Annotated in this window: 10 protein-coding genes; 4 read left to right on the top strand and 6 right to left on the bottom strand. The window is 54.1% G+C overall.

The annotated features are described in order from the left end of the window. The first annotated feature begins 11 nt into the window (after positions 1-11). Entirely contained in the window at positions 12-1,073 is a 1,062-nt protein-coding gene (gene glpQ, locus ACQG1Y_RS15610) for a glycerophosphodiester phosphodiesterase (protein WP_368740633.1), read from the top strand. Positions 1,074-1,156: 83 nt separating this feature from the next. On the opposite strand, the gene yfaE is transcribed toward glpQ, so the two are convergent. The 4 genes from yfaE to ubiG all read right to left on the bottom strand — a co-directional run bounded on the left by yfaE (position 1,157) and on the right by ubiG (position 6,013). Then, the gene (gene yfaE / locus ACQG1Y_RS15605) at positions 1,157-1,411 is read right to left on the bottom strand and encodes a class I ribonucleotide reductase maintenance protein YfaE (RefSeq protein ID WP_003859419.1); all 255 of its coding nucleotides are present in this window, start codon (positions 1,409-1,411) and stop codon (positions 1,157-1,159) included. After that, on the bottom strand, positions 1,411-2,541 hold the full coding sequence (gene nrdB, locus ACQG1Y_RS15600) for a class Ia ribonucleoside-diphosphate reductase subunit beta (RefSeq protein WP_026080618.1): 1,131 nt from the start codon (positions 2,539-2,541) through the stop codon (positions 1,411-1,413). Before nrdB ends, yfaE begins: the two co-directional genes overlap by 1 nt. 108 nt (positions 2,542-2,649) lie before the next feature. Next, positions 2,650-4,935, bottom strand: a complete 2,286-nt coding sequence (gene nrdA, locus ACQG1Y_RS15595; protein WP_368740634.1) for a class 1a ribonucleoside-diphosphate reductase subunit alpha — start codon at positions 4,933-4,935, stop codon at positions 2,650-2,652. 349 nt (positions 4,936-5,284) lie between these two features. Next, positions 5,285-6,013 (bottom strand): bifunctional 2-polyprenyl-6-hydroxyphenol methylase/3-demethylubiquinol 3-O-methyltransferase UbiG, encoded by a 729-nt coding sequence (gene ubiG / locus ACQG1Y_RS15590; RefSeq protein WP_006811346.1) that lies wholly within the window; start codon positions 6,011-6,013, stop codon positions 5,285-5,287. A gap of 146 nt (positions 6,014-6,159) precedes the next feature. Between ubiG and gyrA the strand changes: the two genes are divergently transcribed. Next, positions 6,160-8,796 carry a DNA topoisomerase (ATP-hydrolyzing) subunit A gene (gyrA, locus tag ACQG1Y_RS15585; protein WP_015572288.1) on the top strand — a complete coding sequence of 879 codons (2,637 nt, stop codon included), beginning with the start codon at positions 6,160-6,162 and terminating at the stop codon, positions 8,794-8,796. Between the two features lie 135 nt (positions 8,797-8,931). Then, on the top strand, positions 8,932-11,778 hold the full coding sequence (gene rcsC / locus ACQG1Y_RS15580) for a two-component system sensor histidine kinase RcsC (RefSeq protein WP_017693023.1): 2,847 nt from the start codon (positions 8,932-8,934) through the stop codon (positions 11,776-11,778). A gap of 84 nt (positions 11,779-11,862) precedes the next feature. Here rcsC and rcsB read toward each other — a convergent pair whose 3' ends face one another. Both rcsB and rcsD read right to left on the bottom strand, forming a co-directional pair. After that, positions 11,863-12,513, bottom strand: coding sequence for a response regulator transcription factor RcsB (gene rcsB, locus ACQG1Y_RS15575; RefSeq protein WP_003859405.1), 651 nt, complete (start codon positions 12,511-12,513; stop codon positions 11,863-11,865). A 16-nt stretch (positions 12,514-12,529) separates the two neighbouring features. After that, positions 12,530-15,202, bottom strand: coding sequence for a phosphotransferase RcsD (rcsD, locus tag ACQG1Y_RS15570; protein ID WP_017383411.1), 2,673 nt, complete (start codon positions 15,200-15,202; stop codon positions 12,530-12,532). Between the two features lie 744 nt (positions 15,203-15,946). Here rcsD and ACQG1Y_RS15565 point away from each other — a divergent pair. Next, positions 15,947-17,041, top strand: coding sequence for a porin OmpC (locus ACQG1Y_RS15565; protein WP_045327789.1), 1,095 nt, complete (start codon positions 15,947-15,949; stop codon positions 17,039-17,041). Positions 17,042-17,122 lie beyond the last annotated feature (81 nt).

The following is a 17,122-nucleotide window of genomic DNA, read 5'->3' as shown; positions in this document are numbered from 1 at the left end:
GGAGCATTGCGATGAAATTAACTCAGTTAGCGACAGGCCTGCTGCTGGCGGGCCTGATGACAGGCTCCGCGCTGGCGGCGGATAAGATCGTGATCGCCCACCGTGGCGCCAGCGGTTATCTGCCGGAGCATACGCTGCCGGCAAAAGCGATGGCCTATGCCCAGGGCGCGGATTATCTGGAGCAGGATCTGGTGATGACGAAGGACGACCAGCTGGTCGTTCTGCATGACCACTATCTTGACCGCGTGACGGACGTGGCGGAACGTTTCCCGGATCGCGCCCGTAAAGATGGTCGCTACTACGCCATCGACTTCACGCTGGCGGAGATCCGCTCGCTGAAGTTTACCGAGGGCTTCGAGATTGAAAACGGTAAGAAGGTACAGGTCTATCCGGGACGTTTCCCGATGGGCAAGTCTGACTTCCGTATTCACACCTTCGAAGAGGAGATCGAGTTTGTTCAGGGGCTGAACCACTCGACAGGAAAAAATATCGGTATCTACCCGGAAATCAAAGCGCCGTGGTTCCACCATCAGGAAGGGAAGGACATTGCCGCGAAGACGCTGGAGGTACTGAAAAAGTACGGCTACACCAGCAAGCAGGATAAGGTTTTCCTGCAATGTTTCGACGCCGCGGAACTGAAGCGCATCAAAACCGAGCTGGAGCCGAAAATGGGGATGGATCTCAATCTGGTGCAGCTGATTGCGTATACCGACTGGAATGAAACCCAGGAAAAACAGCCGGACGGGAAGTGGGTGAACTACAGCTATGACTGGATGTTTAAGCCGGGCGCGATGAAGCAGATTGCGCAGTACGCCGACGGCATCGGGCCGGATTACCACATGCTGGTGGCGGAAGGCTCAACGCCGGGTCACGTGAAGCTGACGGCGATGGTGAAAGAGGCGCATGCGAGCAAGATGCAGGTGCATCCGTATACCGTTCGTGCAGACCAGCTGCCGGCGTATGCGACGGACGTGAATCAGCTTTACGACGTGCTGTATAACCAGGCGGATGTGGACGGGTTGTTTACGGATTTCCCGGATAAAGCGGTGAGCTTTTTGAAGGATAAACGCTGAAATTGCCGGGTGGCGGCTGCGCCTTACCCGGCCTACGAACTGCGGTTTTGTAGGTCGGGTCAGCGAAGCGCCACCCGACATAATTACATCTCGATCTCAATATCGCCTTTTGCCCGGCAGCAGCAGGGCAAAATTTCCCCTTCGCTGATAAAGGCCAGCGGTTCGGTCAGCCAGTCTACCTGGCCTGCGACCAGACGGCAGCGGCAGGAGCCGCAGTAGCCTTCACGACACTGGTACTCTACTTCTACCTGATGCGCTTCAAGCGCCACCAGCAGAGAAGGGTGCTCTTCCTGGCACAACACCTCTGTACCAGAAAGGCTCAGCGTTACGCGGCTCATCAGAGCTGGAAATCGCTCAGGTCGTCGGTGTTGACTTCAGAATCAATCTGACCGACCAGATAAGAACTCACTTCCACTTCCTGCGGCGCAACCTGCACGTTATCGGACACCAGCCAGGTGTTGATCCACGGAATCGGGTTAGAGCGCGTCTGGAATGGCAGATCGAGACCCACAGCCTGCATGCGGATGTTAGTAATGTACTCCACGTACTGGCACAGAATGTCTTTGTTCAGGCCAATCATGGAGCCGTCGCGGAACAGGTAGTCTGCCCACTCTTTCTCCTGCTGGGCGGCCAGCACGAACAGATCGTAGCATTCCTGCTTGCACTCTTCGGCAATCGCAGCCATTTCCGGGTCGTCCGCGCCGCTGCGCAGCAGGTTCAGCATGTGCTGAGTCCCGGTCAGATGCAGGGCTTCGTCACGGGCGATCAGGCGGATGATTTTGGCGTTGCCTTCCATCAGCTTGCGCTCGGCAAAAGCGAAGGAGCAGGCGAAGCTTACGTAGAAGCGGATTGCTTCCAGCGCGTTGACGCTCATCAGGCACAGGTACAGCTGCTTTTTCAGGGCCCGCAGGTTTACGGTAATGGTTTTGCCGTTCACGTTATGCGTGCCTTCGCCCAGCAGATGCCAGTAGCTGGTCATCTCGATCAGCTCGTCGTAGTAGTGCGCAATGCCTTCCGCGCGCTTCTGGATCTGCTCGTTGGTGACGATATCGTCAAAAACCACCGCCGGATCGTTCACGATGTTGCGGATGATGTGGGTGTAAGAGCGGGAGTGGATCGTCTCGGAGAACGCCCAGGTCTCTACCCAGGTTTCCAGCTCAGGAATCGAGATCAGCGGCAGCAGCGCCACGTTTGGACTACGACCCTGGATGGAGTCCAGCAGCGTCTGGTACTTCAGGTTGCTGAGAAAGATGTGCTTTTCGTGTTCCGGCAGCGCCTGGAAATCGATACGGTCGCGGGAAACGTCAACTTCTTCCGGACGCCAGAAGAAGGAGAGTTGCTTTTCAATCAGCTTTTCGAAGATGTCATATTTTTGCTGATCGTAGCGTGCCACGTTGACCGGCTGGCCGAAGAACATCGGCTCTTTGAGCTGGTCGTTTTTCGTCTGTGAAAAGGTGGTATATGCCATTGCGGTGAGTCCTGTGGTGTTATTTCCCCTCACCCCGGCCCTCTCCCACAGGGAGAGGGGGAAAGAGTTCCCTCTCCCTGTGGGAGAGGGTTAAGGTGAGGGAATTTATTAGATCTTACATGCGCCGCTTTCGCAGCCATCGTCCTGAATTGACGGCACCAGGTCGTCCTGGGCGTCTTCCGCACCATCACGGGTGTTGTGATAGTACAGCGTTTTCACGCCAAATTTGTAGGCGGTGAGCAGGTCCTTCAGCAGTTGCTGCATCGGAACCTTGCCAGACGGGAAGCGCGTTGGGTCGTAGTTGGTATTGGCAGAGATCGACTGGTCGATAAACTTCTGCATGATACCCACCAGTTGCAGATAGCCGTCGTTGTTTGGCATTTCCCACAGCAGCTCGTAGTTGTCACCCAGCGTTTCGTAATCCGGCACCACCTGACGCAGCACGCCGTCTTTCGACGCTTTGATGCTGACGTGGCCGCGCGGTGGCTCAATACCGTTGGTGGCGTTGGAGATCTGCGAAGAGGTCTCGGACGGCATCAGGGCAGAGAGCGTGGAGTTACGCAGGCCGTGAGTTTTAATGGACTCGCGCAGGCCTTCCCAGTCGAGGTGCAGCGGCTCGCTGACGATCGCATCCAGGTCTTTTTTGTAGGTGTCGATCGGCAGAATGCCTTTCGCGTAGGTGGTTTCGTTGAACCACGGGCACGCGCCTTGCTCTTTCGCCAGCTCGTTAGAGGCTTTCATCAGGTAGTACTGGATCGCTTCGAACGTCTGGTGCGTCAGATTGTTGGCGCTGCCGTCGGAGTAACGCTTGCCGTTTTTCGCCAGCCAGTAGGCGAAGTTGATCACGCCGATACCTAAAGTGCGACGGCCCATTGCGCCGCGTTTTGCCGCCGGGATTGGGTAATCCTGGTAATCCAGCAGGGCGTCGAGCGCACGAACCGCCAGCACCGCCAGCTCTTCCAGCTCGTCCAGGCTCTTAATCGCACCCAGGTTGAACGCGGACAGCGTACAAAGCGCGATTTCACCGTTTTCGTCGTTCACGTCTTCCAGCGGTTTAGTCGGCAGGGCGATCTCCAGGCACAGGTTGGACTGGCGCACTGGTGCAACCACCGGATCGAACGGGCTGTGGGTGTTGCAGTGGTCAACGTTCTGGATGTAGATACGGCCGGTAGAAGCACGTTCCTGCATCATCAGGGAGAACAGATCGACCGCTTTCACGCGCTGCTTGCGGATGCTGTCGTCTTTTTCATATTTGGTGTACAGACCCTCGAACTCGTCCTGATCGGCGAAGAAGGCGTCGTACAGACCCGGGACGTCGGACGGGCTGAACAGGGTGATGTCTTCCCCTTTCAGCAGACGGGTGTACATCAGCTTGTTGATCTGCACGCCGTAGTCCATGTGGCGCACGCGGTTGCCTTCCACGCCGCGGTTGTTCTTCAGAACCAGCAGACTTTCCACTTCCAGGTGCCACATCGGGTAGAACAGGGTCGCTGCACCACCACGCACGCCGCCCTGAGAGCAGGATTTTACTGCCGTCTGGAAGTGCTTGTAGAACGGAATACAGCCGGTGTGGAACGCTTCACCGCCGCGGATCGGGCTGCCCAGCGCACGGATACGGCCGGCGTTGATGCCGATACCGGCACGCTGGGAGACGTATTTCACGATGGCGCTGGAGGTCGCGTTGATGGAATCCAGGCTGTCACCACACTCGATCAGTACGCAGGAGCTGAACTGACGGGTAGGGGTACGCACGCCAGACATGATTGGCGTAGGCAGAGAAATCTTGAACGTAGAGACCGCATCGTAGAAACGCTTCACGTAGTCCAGACGGGTTTCACGCGGGTAATTAGAGAACAGGCAGGCGGCCACCAGAATATAGAGGAACTGGGCGCTCTCGTAGATTTCGCCCGTCACACGGTTCTGAACCAGGTATTTGCCTTCGAGCTGCTTCACCGCCGCGTAGGAGAAGTTCATGTCGCGCCAGTGATCGATAAACCCGTTCATCTGCTCGAACTCTTCTTCCGTATAGTCTTCCAGCAGATGCGTGTCGTATTTGCCCAGCTCGACCATTTTAACTACGTGATCGTAAAGCTTCGGCGGCTCGAACTGGCCGTAGGCTTTTTTACGCAGGTGGAAAATCGCCAGACGCGCAGCGAGGTACTGATAATCCGGTGCGTCGCGGGAGATCAGATCTGCCGCGGCTTTGATAATGGTTTCGTGGATATCAGACGTTTTGATGCCGTCGTAGAACTGAATGTGAGAACGCAGTTCAACCTGGGAGATAGATACGTTGTTCAGTCCTTCTGCTGCCCAGTCGAGAACTCGATGGATTTTGTCCAGATTGATACGCTCGGTGGTACCGTCGCGCTTTGTCACCAGCAGACTCTGATTCATGTGGGTTTTTACCTGTCCGTGAAATAAAAAAATATCCCCCGCTTATCCACAGAACCGTCTTGTGACTAACTCTGTGGATAAATACTACATATAGGGGTTTTGCGATAAGAAGAACGCTATATGGTGAGTATTCTAGTATCGAATCTTTTCAGCACAAGGGTTGATTTTGACGTTAAATTGAGGTTGTGAAAGGGTAAAAAAGGCTAAGTCCTCGTGCCGTAAGGCCTGGAAGAGATGTCAATAATTAAGAAAAAAAATTCAAAATTTGATCGAGTGCTGATTTCTTCAACGGGAGGTCAGAATTGCGCAACATGATGTCGCGCAATCATTATAAGAATAACGGATGACGTTAGTCGTTTTTGGCGGTTGTGTGCAACATATAGTTAACATCCACACCTGGAGCAAGTTTGAATTTATCCGTCAGCGGATTGTAGTGCAGGCCCGTCATGTGCTGCTCCTTAAGCCATGTCTGGTCAACCCAGCCCAGCAGTTCTGCAGGCTTGATGAACTTCTTCACGTCGTGCGTCCCTTTCGGCACCATGCGCAGCACGTATTCCGCGCCTACCACGGCCATCAGCCAGGCTTTGCCGTTGCGGTTGATGGTCGAGAAGAAGACCTGTCCACCCGGTTTCACCAGTTTTGCACAGGCGCTGACCACCGACTGCGGATCGGGAACGTGCTCCAGCATCTCCATGCAGGTCACCACGTCATACTGGTGCGCATGTTTTGCCGCGTGCTCTTCCACGGTTTCCTGGACATATTCTACCTGTACGCCGGACTCCAGCGCATGAAGACGCGCAACCTGTAGAGGTTCGAAGCCCATGTCCAGACCGGTGACGGTGGCCCCTTCACGCGCCATACTTTCCGCCAAGATGCCGCCGCCGCAGCCGACGTCGAGCACTTTCTTACCGAACAGACCGCCGGAACGCTCCGCGATATAGCCCAGACGCAGCGGGTTAATACGATGCAGAGGTTTGAACTCACCTTCGAGATCCCACCAGCGGGACGCCACCGCTTCAAATTTGGCAATCTCTTCGTGGTCAACGTTGTGAGCCACCGGGGATTTTTCGGCATTCATGGGCGCTTTTACTCCTTATTTAGCAAGACAAATGAGTATATCAGGCAATCCCTGTGAATAAAGCGTATAGGTTTACCTGTATCACCGCGGCTGTGTTATAATTTGCGACCTTTGAATCCGGGATACAGTAGAGGGATAGCGGTTAGATGAGCGACCTTGCGAGAGAAATTACACCGGTTAACATCGAGGAAGAGCTGAAAAGCTCCTATCTGGACTATGCGATGTCGGTCATTGTTGGCCGTGCGCTGCCGGACGTCCGCGATGGCCTGAAGCCGGTACACCGTCGCGTACTATACGCCATGAACGTATTGGGCAATGACTGGAATAAAGCCTACAAAAAATCTGCCCGTGTCGTTGGTGACGTAATCGGTAAATACCATCCTCATGGTGATTCCGCGGTGTACGACACCATTGTCCGTATGGCGCAGCCCTTCTCGCTGCGTTACATGCTGGTAGATGGTCAGGGTAACTTTGGTTCTATCGACGGCGACTCCGCCGCGGCAATGCGTTATACGGAAATCCGTCTGGCGAAGATTGCCCATGAGCTGATGGCTGACCTGGAAAAAGAGACGGTTGATTTCGTTGATAACTACGACGGCACGGAAAAAATTCCTGACGTTATGCCAACGAAGATCCCAAACCTGCTGGTGAACGGTTCGTCCGGTATCGCCGTCGGTATGGCAACCAACATTCCACCGCACAATATCACGGAAGTGATCAACGGCTGCCTGGCCTACATTGACGATGAAGACATCAGCATTGAAGGGCTGATGGAACACATCCCGGGCCCGGACTTCCCGACGGCGGCAATCATCAATGGCCGTCGCGGTATTGAAGAAGCGTACCGCACCGGTCGCGGCAAGATTTACATCCGTGCCCGCGCCGAAGTGGAAGCGGACGCTAAAACCGGCCGTGAAACCATTATTGTTCACGAGATCCCGTATCAGGTGAACAAAGCGCGACTGATTGAAAAAATCGCCGAGCTGGTAAAAGAAAAACGCGTTGAAGGCATCAGCGCGCTGCGTGACGAGTCTGATAAAGACGGTATGCGCATCGTGATTGAAATCAAGCGCGACGCGGTGGGTGAAGTTGTGCTGAACAACCTTTACTCCCAGACTCAGCTTCAGGTCTCCTTCGGTATCAACATGGTTGCGCTGCATCATGGCCAGCCGAAGATCATGAACCTGAAAGAGATCCTGAGCGCGTTCGTGCGTCACCGCCGTGAAGTGGTGACCCGTCGTACCATCTTCGAACTGCGCAAAGCGCGCGACCGTGCCCATATCCTTGAAGCACTGGCCGTTGCGCTGGCGAACATCGACCCGATCATCGAGCTGATCCGCCGTGCGCCGACGCCGGCAGAAGCGAAGGCGTCGCTGGTTGCGCGTCCATGGGATCTGGGCAACGTGGCGGCAATGCTGGAACGTGCCGGTGATGACGCTGCGCGTCCTGAGTGGCTGGAACCGGAATTCGGCGTGCGTGACGGCCAGTACTACCTGACTGAACAGCAGGCCCAGGCGATTCTGGATCTGCGTTTGCAGAAACTGACCGGCCTTGAGCATGAAAAACTGCTCGACGAGTACAAAGAGCTGCTGGAGCAGATTGCCGAGCTGCTGCATATCCTGGGTAGCGCAGAGCGCCTGATGGAAGTGATCCGTGAAGAGCTGGAACTGGTTCGCGATCAGTTCGGCGACGAGCGTCGCACCGAAATCACAGCCAATAGCTCTGATATCAACATTGAAGATCTGATCAACCGCGAAGACGTGGTAGTGACGCTGTCTCACCAGGGCTACGTGAAGTATCAGCCGTTGACCGACTACGAAGCACAGCGTCGTGGCGGTAAAGGCAAATCTGCGGCACGTATTAAAGAAGAAGACTTCATTGACCGTCTGCTGGTGGCCAACACCCACGACACGATCCTCTGCTTCTCCAGCCGGGGCCGTCTGTACTGGATGAAAGTCTATCAGCTGCCGGAAGCGAGCCGTGGCGCGCGGGGTCGTCCTATCGTCAACCTGCTGCCGCTGGAAGCGAACGAACGTATCACCGCTATTCTGCCGGTACGCGAGTACGAAGAGGGCGTGAACGTCTTTATGGCGACCGCGAGCGGTACCGTGAAGAAAACCGCGCTGACCGAGTTCAGCCGTCCACGTTCTGCCGGGATCATCGCGGTGAACCTGAACGAAGGCGATGAGCTGATCGGCGTGGATCTGACCTCCGGTTCTGATGAAGTCATGCTGTTCTCTGCCGCCGGTAAAGTGGTGCGCTTTAAAGAGAACGCCGTGCGCGCTATGGGTCGTACGGCGACCGGCGTGCGTGGTATCAAGCTGGCGGGTGAAGACAGCGTGGTTTCCCTGATCGTTCCTCGTGGCGAAGGCGCAATCCTGACCGTCACCCAGAACGGCTACGGTAAACGTACGGCGGAAAGCGAATACCCGACCAAGTCACGCGGCACGCAGGGCGTTATCTCCATCAAAGTGACCGAGCGCAACGGTTCCGTTGTTGGCGCGGTGCAGGTGGACGACGCGGACCAGATCATGATGATCACCGATGCCGGTACGCTGGTGCGTACCCGCGTGTCTGAGATCAGCGTGGTGGGTCGTAACACCCAGGGCGTAATCCTCATCCGCACTGCGGAAGATGAAAACGTCGTCGGTCTGCAACGCGTTGCTGAGCCGGTGGATGACGAAGAGCTCGACTCTATCGACGGCAGCGTTGCGGAAGGGGATGATGAAATCGCCCCGGAAGCGGACACCGATGATGAAGCAGCGGATGACGCTGACGAGTAACGTCTCCTGACGCATAAAGGGCCGGTTTCCGGCCCTTTTGTTTTGCGCAAGCAGACAAGTGAACGTTGCGACAAGCCGCGTTTACCGCTACCTTAACCACATTCTTTTTGACCCCGACGGCGGAGCCTCGCCCCTTTGAAATACCTCGTCTCCTTTCGTACCACGTTAAAAGTCTCTCGCTATCTGTTTCGGGCGCTTGCGCTACTGCTATGGTTGCTGGTGGCACTGCTCTCGGTGTTTTACATCGTTAACGCGTTACACCAGAAAGAAGCGGAGATCCGCCAGGAGTTTAACTTAAGCTCGGATCAGGCTCAGCGCTATATCCAGCGCACGTCTGACGTGATGAAAGAGCTTAAGTATATTGCTGAGAATCGACTCACGGCGGAGAACGGCATTCTTGCTATCCGCGGTCGGGATGAAAAAACCGAAGTACCTGATTTCGAACCGCTCTTCCCGGACTCCGATTGTTCCGCCATGAGCAAAGCCTGGCGTGGTTCACTGGAGTCCCTGTCATGGTTTATGCGCTACTGGCGCGATAATTTCTCGGCCGCCTACGATCTGAACCGTGTCTACCTGATTGGCAACGAAAATCTCTGCATGGCGGATTTCGGCCTGCGGGATATGCCCGTCGAACGCGAAGACGCGCTGAAAAGTCTGCATGAGCGTATAGTGAAATACCGCAATGCGCCTCAGGAAGAGCGCGGGAACAACATCTTCTGGATAAGCCAGGGGCCGCGCATGGGCGTCGGCTATTTCTATGCCCTGACTCCGGTTTACCTCGGAAACCGCCTGCAAGCGCTGCTGGGGATTGAACAAACCATCCGTATGGAAAACTTCTTCACGCCGGGCAGTCTGCCGATGGGCGTGACCATTCTGGATGAAAACGGCCATCCGCTCATCTCCCTTACCGGGCCTGAAAACCGCCTGAAGGTGGAACCCAGCTGGATGCAGGAGCGGTCATGGTTTGGCTATACCTCCGGGTTCCGCGAGCTGGTGCTGAAGAAAAGTTTACCGCCATCGTCGCTGAGCATTGTCTACTCGCTGCCGGTGGACAAGGTCCTGGAGCGCATTCGCATCCTGATCCTTAACGCCATTTTGCTGAACATCGCGGTAGGCGTCGCGCTGTTTATGCTGGCGAGAATGTATGAGCGGCGGATCTTTATTCCGGCGGAAGCGGATGCTCAGCGTCTGGAAGAGCATGAGCAGTTTAACCGTAAAATTGTCGCCTCGGCGCCGGTGGGGATCTGCATTCTGCGTACTCAGGACGGGACAAATATCCTCAGTAACGAGCTTGCCCATAACTACCTGAACATGCTCACGCATGAAGACCGCCAGCGGTTAACCCAGATCATCTGCGGTCAGCAGGTTAACTTTGTGGATGTGCTGACCAGCACCCACACCAACCTGCAAATCAGCTTCGTCCATTCTCGCTACCGCAATGAAAACGTGGCCATTTGCGTGCTGGTGGACGTCTCTGCGCGCGTGAAAATGGAAGAGTCATTGCAGGATATGGCGCAGGCGGCGGAGCAGGCCAGTCAGTCGAAATCGATGTTCCTCGCGACCGTCAGCCATGAGCTGCGAACGCCGCTCTACGGCATTATCGGTAACCTCGACCTGCTCCAGACCAAAGAGCTGCCGAAAGGCGTCGACCGGCTGGTGACGGCCATGAACAACTCGTCCAGCCTGCTGCTGAAAATCATCAGCGATATTCTCGATTTCTCTAAAATTGAATCCGAGCAGTTGAAAATAGAGCCGCGCGAGTTCTCCCCGCGCGAAGTGATGAACCATATCTGCGCTAACTACCTGCCGCTGGTGGTGCGTAAACAGCTTGGGCTGTACTGCTTTATCGAGCCGGATGTGCCGCTGACGCTGCATGGCGATCCGATGCGTCTGCAACAGGTCATCTCAAACCTGCTGAGCAACGCCATCAAATTTACCGATATCGGCTGTATTGTGCTGCACGTCTGTCGGGCAGGGGAGTACCTGACCATTCGCGTGCGCGACACGGGTGTTGGCATTCCGGCGAAAGAGGTCGTTCGCCTGTTCGATCCGTTCTTCCAGGTGGGAACCGGCGTCCAGCGTAATTTCCAGGGGACCGGGCTAGGTCTGGCGATTTGCGAGAAGCTTATCAGTATGATGGATGGAGATATCTCCGTCGATACAGAGCCAGGCATGGGCAGCCAGTTCACCATTCGTATTCCGCTCTATTCGGCGCACTATCCGGCGAAAACCACCGTCGACGGGCTGAGCGATAAGCACTGCTGGCTGGCGGTGCACAACGCCTCCTTACATGATTTCCTGACCTCGATGCTGACCAGCAGCGGCGTGCGGGTTTCACGCTACGAAGGCCAGACGCCGGACGCGGATGACATGCTGATCACTGACGTTGAGCCGGAGCAGGCGTGGGCGGGGCGCGGCGTAGTGATGTTCTGCCGCCGTCATATCGGTATTCCGCTTGAGCGTTCGCCTGGGGTATGGGTGCACAGCGTGGCGACACCGCACGAGCTGCTGGGCTTGCTGGCGCGTATTTACAGCGTGCAGCTTGAGGACAGCGACGGCGCCACCGTGCTGGCTTCCCCTGATGAGCTGGCGTCGGTGAACGACGATATGATGATTCTGGTCGTCGACGATCATCCGATTAACCGTCGTCTGCTCGCAGATCAGCTTGGCTCTCTGGGCTATCAGTGTAAAACGGCCAATGATGGCGTGGATGCCCTGAATGTCTTAAGTAAGAACCATATTGATATTGTGCTCAGCGATGTGAACATGCCTAACATGGACGGCTACCGTCTGACGCAGCGTATCCGACAGCTGGGGCTGACGCTGCCGGTGGTAGGGGTGACAGCCAACGCGCTGGCGGAGGAGAAGCAGCGCTGTCTGGAGTCGGGAATGGACAGCTGCCTGTCGAAGCCGGTCACGCTGGATGTACTGAAGCAGACGCTATCCGTGTATGCGGAGCGGGTACGAAAAGCGAGACAATAAAAAAGGCCCGAAAGGGCCTTTTTTATTTCTCCGGCGGCTGTAGGCCGGGTAAGCGCGAGCGCCACCCGGCGTAGACAGCGAAGATCAATCTTTGTCCGTTGCGCTCAGCGTCACGGAAGAGAGATAGTTCAGTAGGGCGATATCGTTATCCACACCCAGCTTCATCATTGCGGATTTTTTCTGGCTACTGATGGTTTTAATACTGCGGTTCAGCTTTTTGGCGATTTCAGTGACCAGGAAACCTTCAGCGAACAGACGCAGAACTTCACTCTCTTTAGGCGAAAGACGCTTGTCGCCATAGCCACCCGCGCTGATTTTTTCAAGCAGGCGTGAGACGCTCTCAGGAGTGAATTTCTTCCCTTTCTGTAGCGCCGCCAGCGCTTTTGGCAGATCGGTAGGTGCGCCTTGTTTCAGCACAATCCCTTCAATATCGAGATCCAGAACGGCGCTCAGGATCGCTGGGTTATTGTTCATGGTCAGAACAATGATCGAAATGTCCGGGAAGTGGCGTTTAATGTATTTGATGAGCGTGATCCCATCACCGTACTTATCTCCAGGCATGGAGAGATCGGTAATGAGCACGTGCGCATCAAGTTTAGGCAGATTGTTAATGAGGGCTGTGGAATCTTCAAATTCACCGACTACATTCACCCACTCGATCTGTTCAAGTGATTTGCGAATACCGAACAGTACAATCGGATGGTCATCGGCAATAATTACGTTCATATTGTTCATGTATAAGGCTACCTTGCTACAGCAAGCTCTTGACGTAAGCGTCAATGTCGCTGATGTATTTTTCAATGCCAGAGGCATCTTTCTCACGAATTAGATGTTCCAGCGTTTCACATAACTGCTTGCCGGGAACCAGATTAAGCATGGCAAACACCCCTTTAAGCCGGTGTGCTGTCTGTGCCAGCGCTGCAAAATCCTGCGCAGCGGACTCAGTATACAACCGCTTAACATCATCTGGTACTGTATCAACGAAGAGCGAATAATATCCGCTGGCATGGAGTTCGGCATTTTCATCGCCGCCTAACGGTGACTCCAGGATCTCTTCCTGCGCCAGATTCTCTTCAATCAGTTGTAATACAGCTTCCTGCATTGCATTGCTCATATTAAAGTTGACGCGCAGCTGCCCAGGGCCGATTTTCCGCACGCCTGGCTCATCATCGCTTAAAAGCAAGCCTGAGGCAGTAAGATTAGACGGATTATCAGTTAAAAATAGATCAAATTCTTGACTCGCGAGCCTTTCGTCCGGGGTAATGCAGGACGCCCCCCAGTTTTCCAGCTGACGAACGACGATATTTCGGATCTCACTGGAGGTCACATCCACCATCACCACCACATCGTCCAGCAGACGCTCTTCATCCTCTTCCTGGGGATTCGCCGCCATTTTCACGTGTAAAGAGTAGCGGGTGCCGAGGGATTCGCGGGCCTTAATGTTCAGATGACCGCCCAGCTTACGCGCCAGCTGATCGCAGAGCCAGAAGGTGAGGGCATTCGCCTTACCGTAGTGGTCGCGCTGGGTATCGTTCAGGAACGGGAAGTGCAGGTTATCAATTTCGCTCACTGTGACGCCTTCGCCCGTATCCAGAATGCGGAACGTCAGACGATCGTCGGTGGACTCATCGGTGCTGACTTCAAGGGTGATCTTGCCGATCTGCGTCGTGGTGACGGCATACTGTATCAACATCATCAGGATGCGACGCAGGGCATCGCGATCGCCGTGACGTTCGTCGTTGGCCGGTAAATGGTTGTTGATCAGCAGCTGGAGTCCCTTGCGCTTGATCACCGGCAGGACTTCCGGCACCACCTCATCAATCAGGTCCTGGATGGAGAAGAGCGTAGGGGTGCCCTTCCAGATGTCATTCTCCAGCATGTTCGCAAGCTGGATTTCGTCCACCAGACGAACCAGGGAGTCGGCCTGGCTGCTGAGCTGTCGGCTTTCCGGCGTGCTCAGATCAGCAATCTGCGTGGCGAGTGACTTCAACGGTTGTTTAAAGGCATCGCCAATATTTTGCATAAACGCCGCGCGGCCATGTTGGTTTTTCTCGTACAGCCTTTGCGCCTGCTTGAGCTTTTTATTCACCAGCACTTCGCGATCCTGATCGCGAATGATGAAGATTTGCGTGCGCGAGGCGACCTGACTGCGGAACTGACGGATCTCATACAGTTCATTATTAACGGTGGCCTGAATAACGCCCTGGTGCTGGTCCGCCATGGCCGTAATATTTTGCAGGTTAAGATGCGGCAGAAGGTGATCGGCAATTTTATTGCTCATTACCGTGCGGTTAGCCTCCTGGTCGTGAACGAGCACCCCAAGCGGCAGCACGGAAATAATCTCTTCATTCAGGGCACGAAGAATGCGCAACTCGTTGCTGGTCCCGGCTGATACCGACGTCGAGTCGCTCTGGCGGCCCGACTGGAAACGGAAGGTGCTGTAGCCAAACAGCGCCAGCGCCAGCAGGCCAATATTCAGCAAAAGCGGCAGCAGAATGTTTTGCAGAGTATCAAGCATCAGGGTGCCAAAAGGCACCTGCCACACCAGACGCATACCGGTTGAGTTGAGCGATGAGGCAATCTCAATCTTTGAGCCATTAAAGGAGATCGCTACGCTGTCCGCGCCTTCTTTATCCGACGGCGTGCGCATATTTTGGGTGCTGTTGTCTGGCTCCAGACGGAAACTGTCCAGCGGCATATCCGGTGGGATGAGATCGTTAATCGGCAGGTCGAAGGCAACCACGGTCGCCAGATGGCCCGGCTGGTTAAAGGTGGTTCGCAGCGTAAAGTAGTGGCCATTCTGCCAGGCAAGACGGCGTAATGACGAGAAACTTTCGCGCTCGTCCAGCGCGTTGGCCTGTTGCAGCATTTCTGCCCGACGGGAATCCACAATACTGCCAACGGTGGTCTCTTTAAAGCCGGACGAAAGATCCTTAAGCGGCAGGGTCGAGATCAGGATCATGCTGTTGTCCTGACCATTCAGGTAATACATTGACCACGGTACGGTCTCGGCGCCCCACAGGGTGTCCAGATAGGAGGAGATCCGCTGCGTCATCTCAAGCGTTGCGCTGTCGTGCGAGCCGAAAATCAGGGCTTCCGTCTTGCGCTGCGGTTTTTCAAGGTAATACACATCCTGCTTAAGGCGCGTTTCCTGCAACCCTTCGCCTGACGAGGTGGCAGGCGCGGCAGCGATATTGTCGTAGATTTGCCAGGTCGCATAGCGCCACGTATCAATGCGCTTGTGCACCGCATGGGTGATATCGACGATTTGATAGCTTTTATCTTTAAGCCAGGTATTAACGGCGCTCTGAACCATCACCCCCATTGTGACTAACAGCACAACGATCAACAGAAGAAAGAAACGGGTGATGCTGCCCGGTAGAAGGGAGAATTTGCTCGGGGCGGTAGTTTCAGTCTGACTCATCGATGTGTTTAACCCGTAATGGCCGCGCGGTAATGGGATAGGGCAGTATAAAGGGTAATAACTGAATTTCCAGCGTCGTTAACGGTATGACCTTGACTTTTTATCCGGGTAACCGGCTTCAACGTCCCCGGATGAAAGGTGTACAAAACCCCGTGAAATGTATAAATACGCGATCGCACCGGCAGGAAAATAGCACGAATAAACAAGAAATTAATTTCAATAGCATAAAAAAGAATTCAGCGAAAGCCGGAATCTGGATTTAGTTAATAGTCGTTATCATTTCTGAGGGGTAGCACATAAAATGTAGACTGACGTAAAGAAAGGTAAAAAAAAACCGAATGCGAAGCATCCGGTTCAATTAGGGATAAACAGACATTCAGAACTGAATGACGGTAATAAATAAAGTTAATGATGATAGCGAGAGTTATTTTAGTGGTGTTGAAGGGAATTTTTTTGTCATTCAGTGCTGTACCGTTTTTTAAGCTAATCACTTGTATTAAATAGAATATATTTTTGCTTTGATTATCCGTGCTATATTTTTAAACTATTTATGCTCTGTAAAAGTTCCTTCAAATTTACAAATTGAAACATGTTGATGGTAAAGTGAAACATCTTCAAAGTTTTCGTATCATATTCCTGTTGGATTATTCTGCATTTTTGAGGAGAATGAACTTGCCGACTGGTTAAGAGGGTTGACCAGTAAGCAGTGGTAAATAATAAGGCATATAACAGAGGGTTAATAAAATGAAAGTTAAAGTACTGTCCCTCCTGGTACCAGCTCTGCTGGTGGCAGGCGCAGCAAATGCGGCTGAAATTTATAACAAAGACGGCAACAAATTAGATCTGTACGGTAAAGTGGATGGTCTGCACTATTTCTCTGATGACGACAGTGCAGACGGCGACCAGACCTACATGCGTCTGGGCTTCAAAGGCGAAACTCAGGTTAACGACCAGCTGACCGGTTACGGCCAGTGGGAATACCAGATCCAGGGTAACTCTGGTGAGAACGAAAACAACTCATGGACGCGTGTGGCGTTCGCAGGTCTGAAATTCGCTGATGCGGGTTCATTCGACTACGGTCGTAACTACGGCGTTGTTTACGATGTGACTTCCTGGACCGACGTTCTGCCGGAATTCGGCGGCGACACCTACGGTTCTGACAACTTCATGCAGCAGCGTGGTAACGGCTTCGCGACCTACCGTAACCAGGACTTCTTCGGTCTGGTTGATGGTCTGAACTTCGCGTTGCAGTACCAGGGTAAAAACGGCAGCGCAAGCGGCGAAGGCCAGACCAACAACGGTCGTGACGCGCTGCGTCAGAACGGTGATGGCTACGGCGGCTCTCTGACCTACGATCTGGGCGAAGGCTTCGCACTCGGTACGGCAGTTACCAGTTCTAAACGTACTGCTGACCAGAACGCTGCGGGCTACTACGGTGAAGGCGATCGCGCAGAGACCTACACCGGTGGTCTGAAATACGACGCGAACAACATCTACCTGGCTGCACAGTATACTCAGACTTACAACGCGACCCGTGCGGGCGACCTGGGCTGGGCTAACAAAGCGCAGAACTTCGAAGTGGTTGCGCAGTATCAGTTCGACTTCGGTCTGCGTCCATCCGTGGCATACCTGCAATCTAAAGGTAAGGACCTGGAAAACGGCTACGGCGACCAGGATCTGCTGAAATATGTTGATGTTGGCGCGACTTACTACTTCAACAAAAACATGTCCACCTACGTTGATTACAAAATCAACCTGGTTGATGAGAACGACTTCACTCGCGCAGCAGGTATCGGTACTGACGATATCGTCGCGCTGGGTCTGGTTTACCAGTTCTAATTGCTCATACAGCGACAAAGGGGCCATCAGGCCCCTTTTTTCATGCTTTTTTAGGGTCTTACAAATACGCTGTTTTAGTGT

Origin of the sequence: Enterobacter cloacae complex sp. 397G4 (assembly GCF_050031515.1) — a bacterium.
In the GTDB taxonomy this organism is placed as follows: domain Bacteria; phylum Pseudomonadota; class Gammaproteobacteria; order Enterobacterales; family Enterobacteriaceae; genus Enterobacter; species Enterobacter hormaechei_C.
Note: the sequence above shows the minus strand (reverse complement) of the source record. Positions and strands in the feature narration are given on the sequence as shown.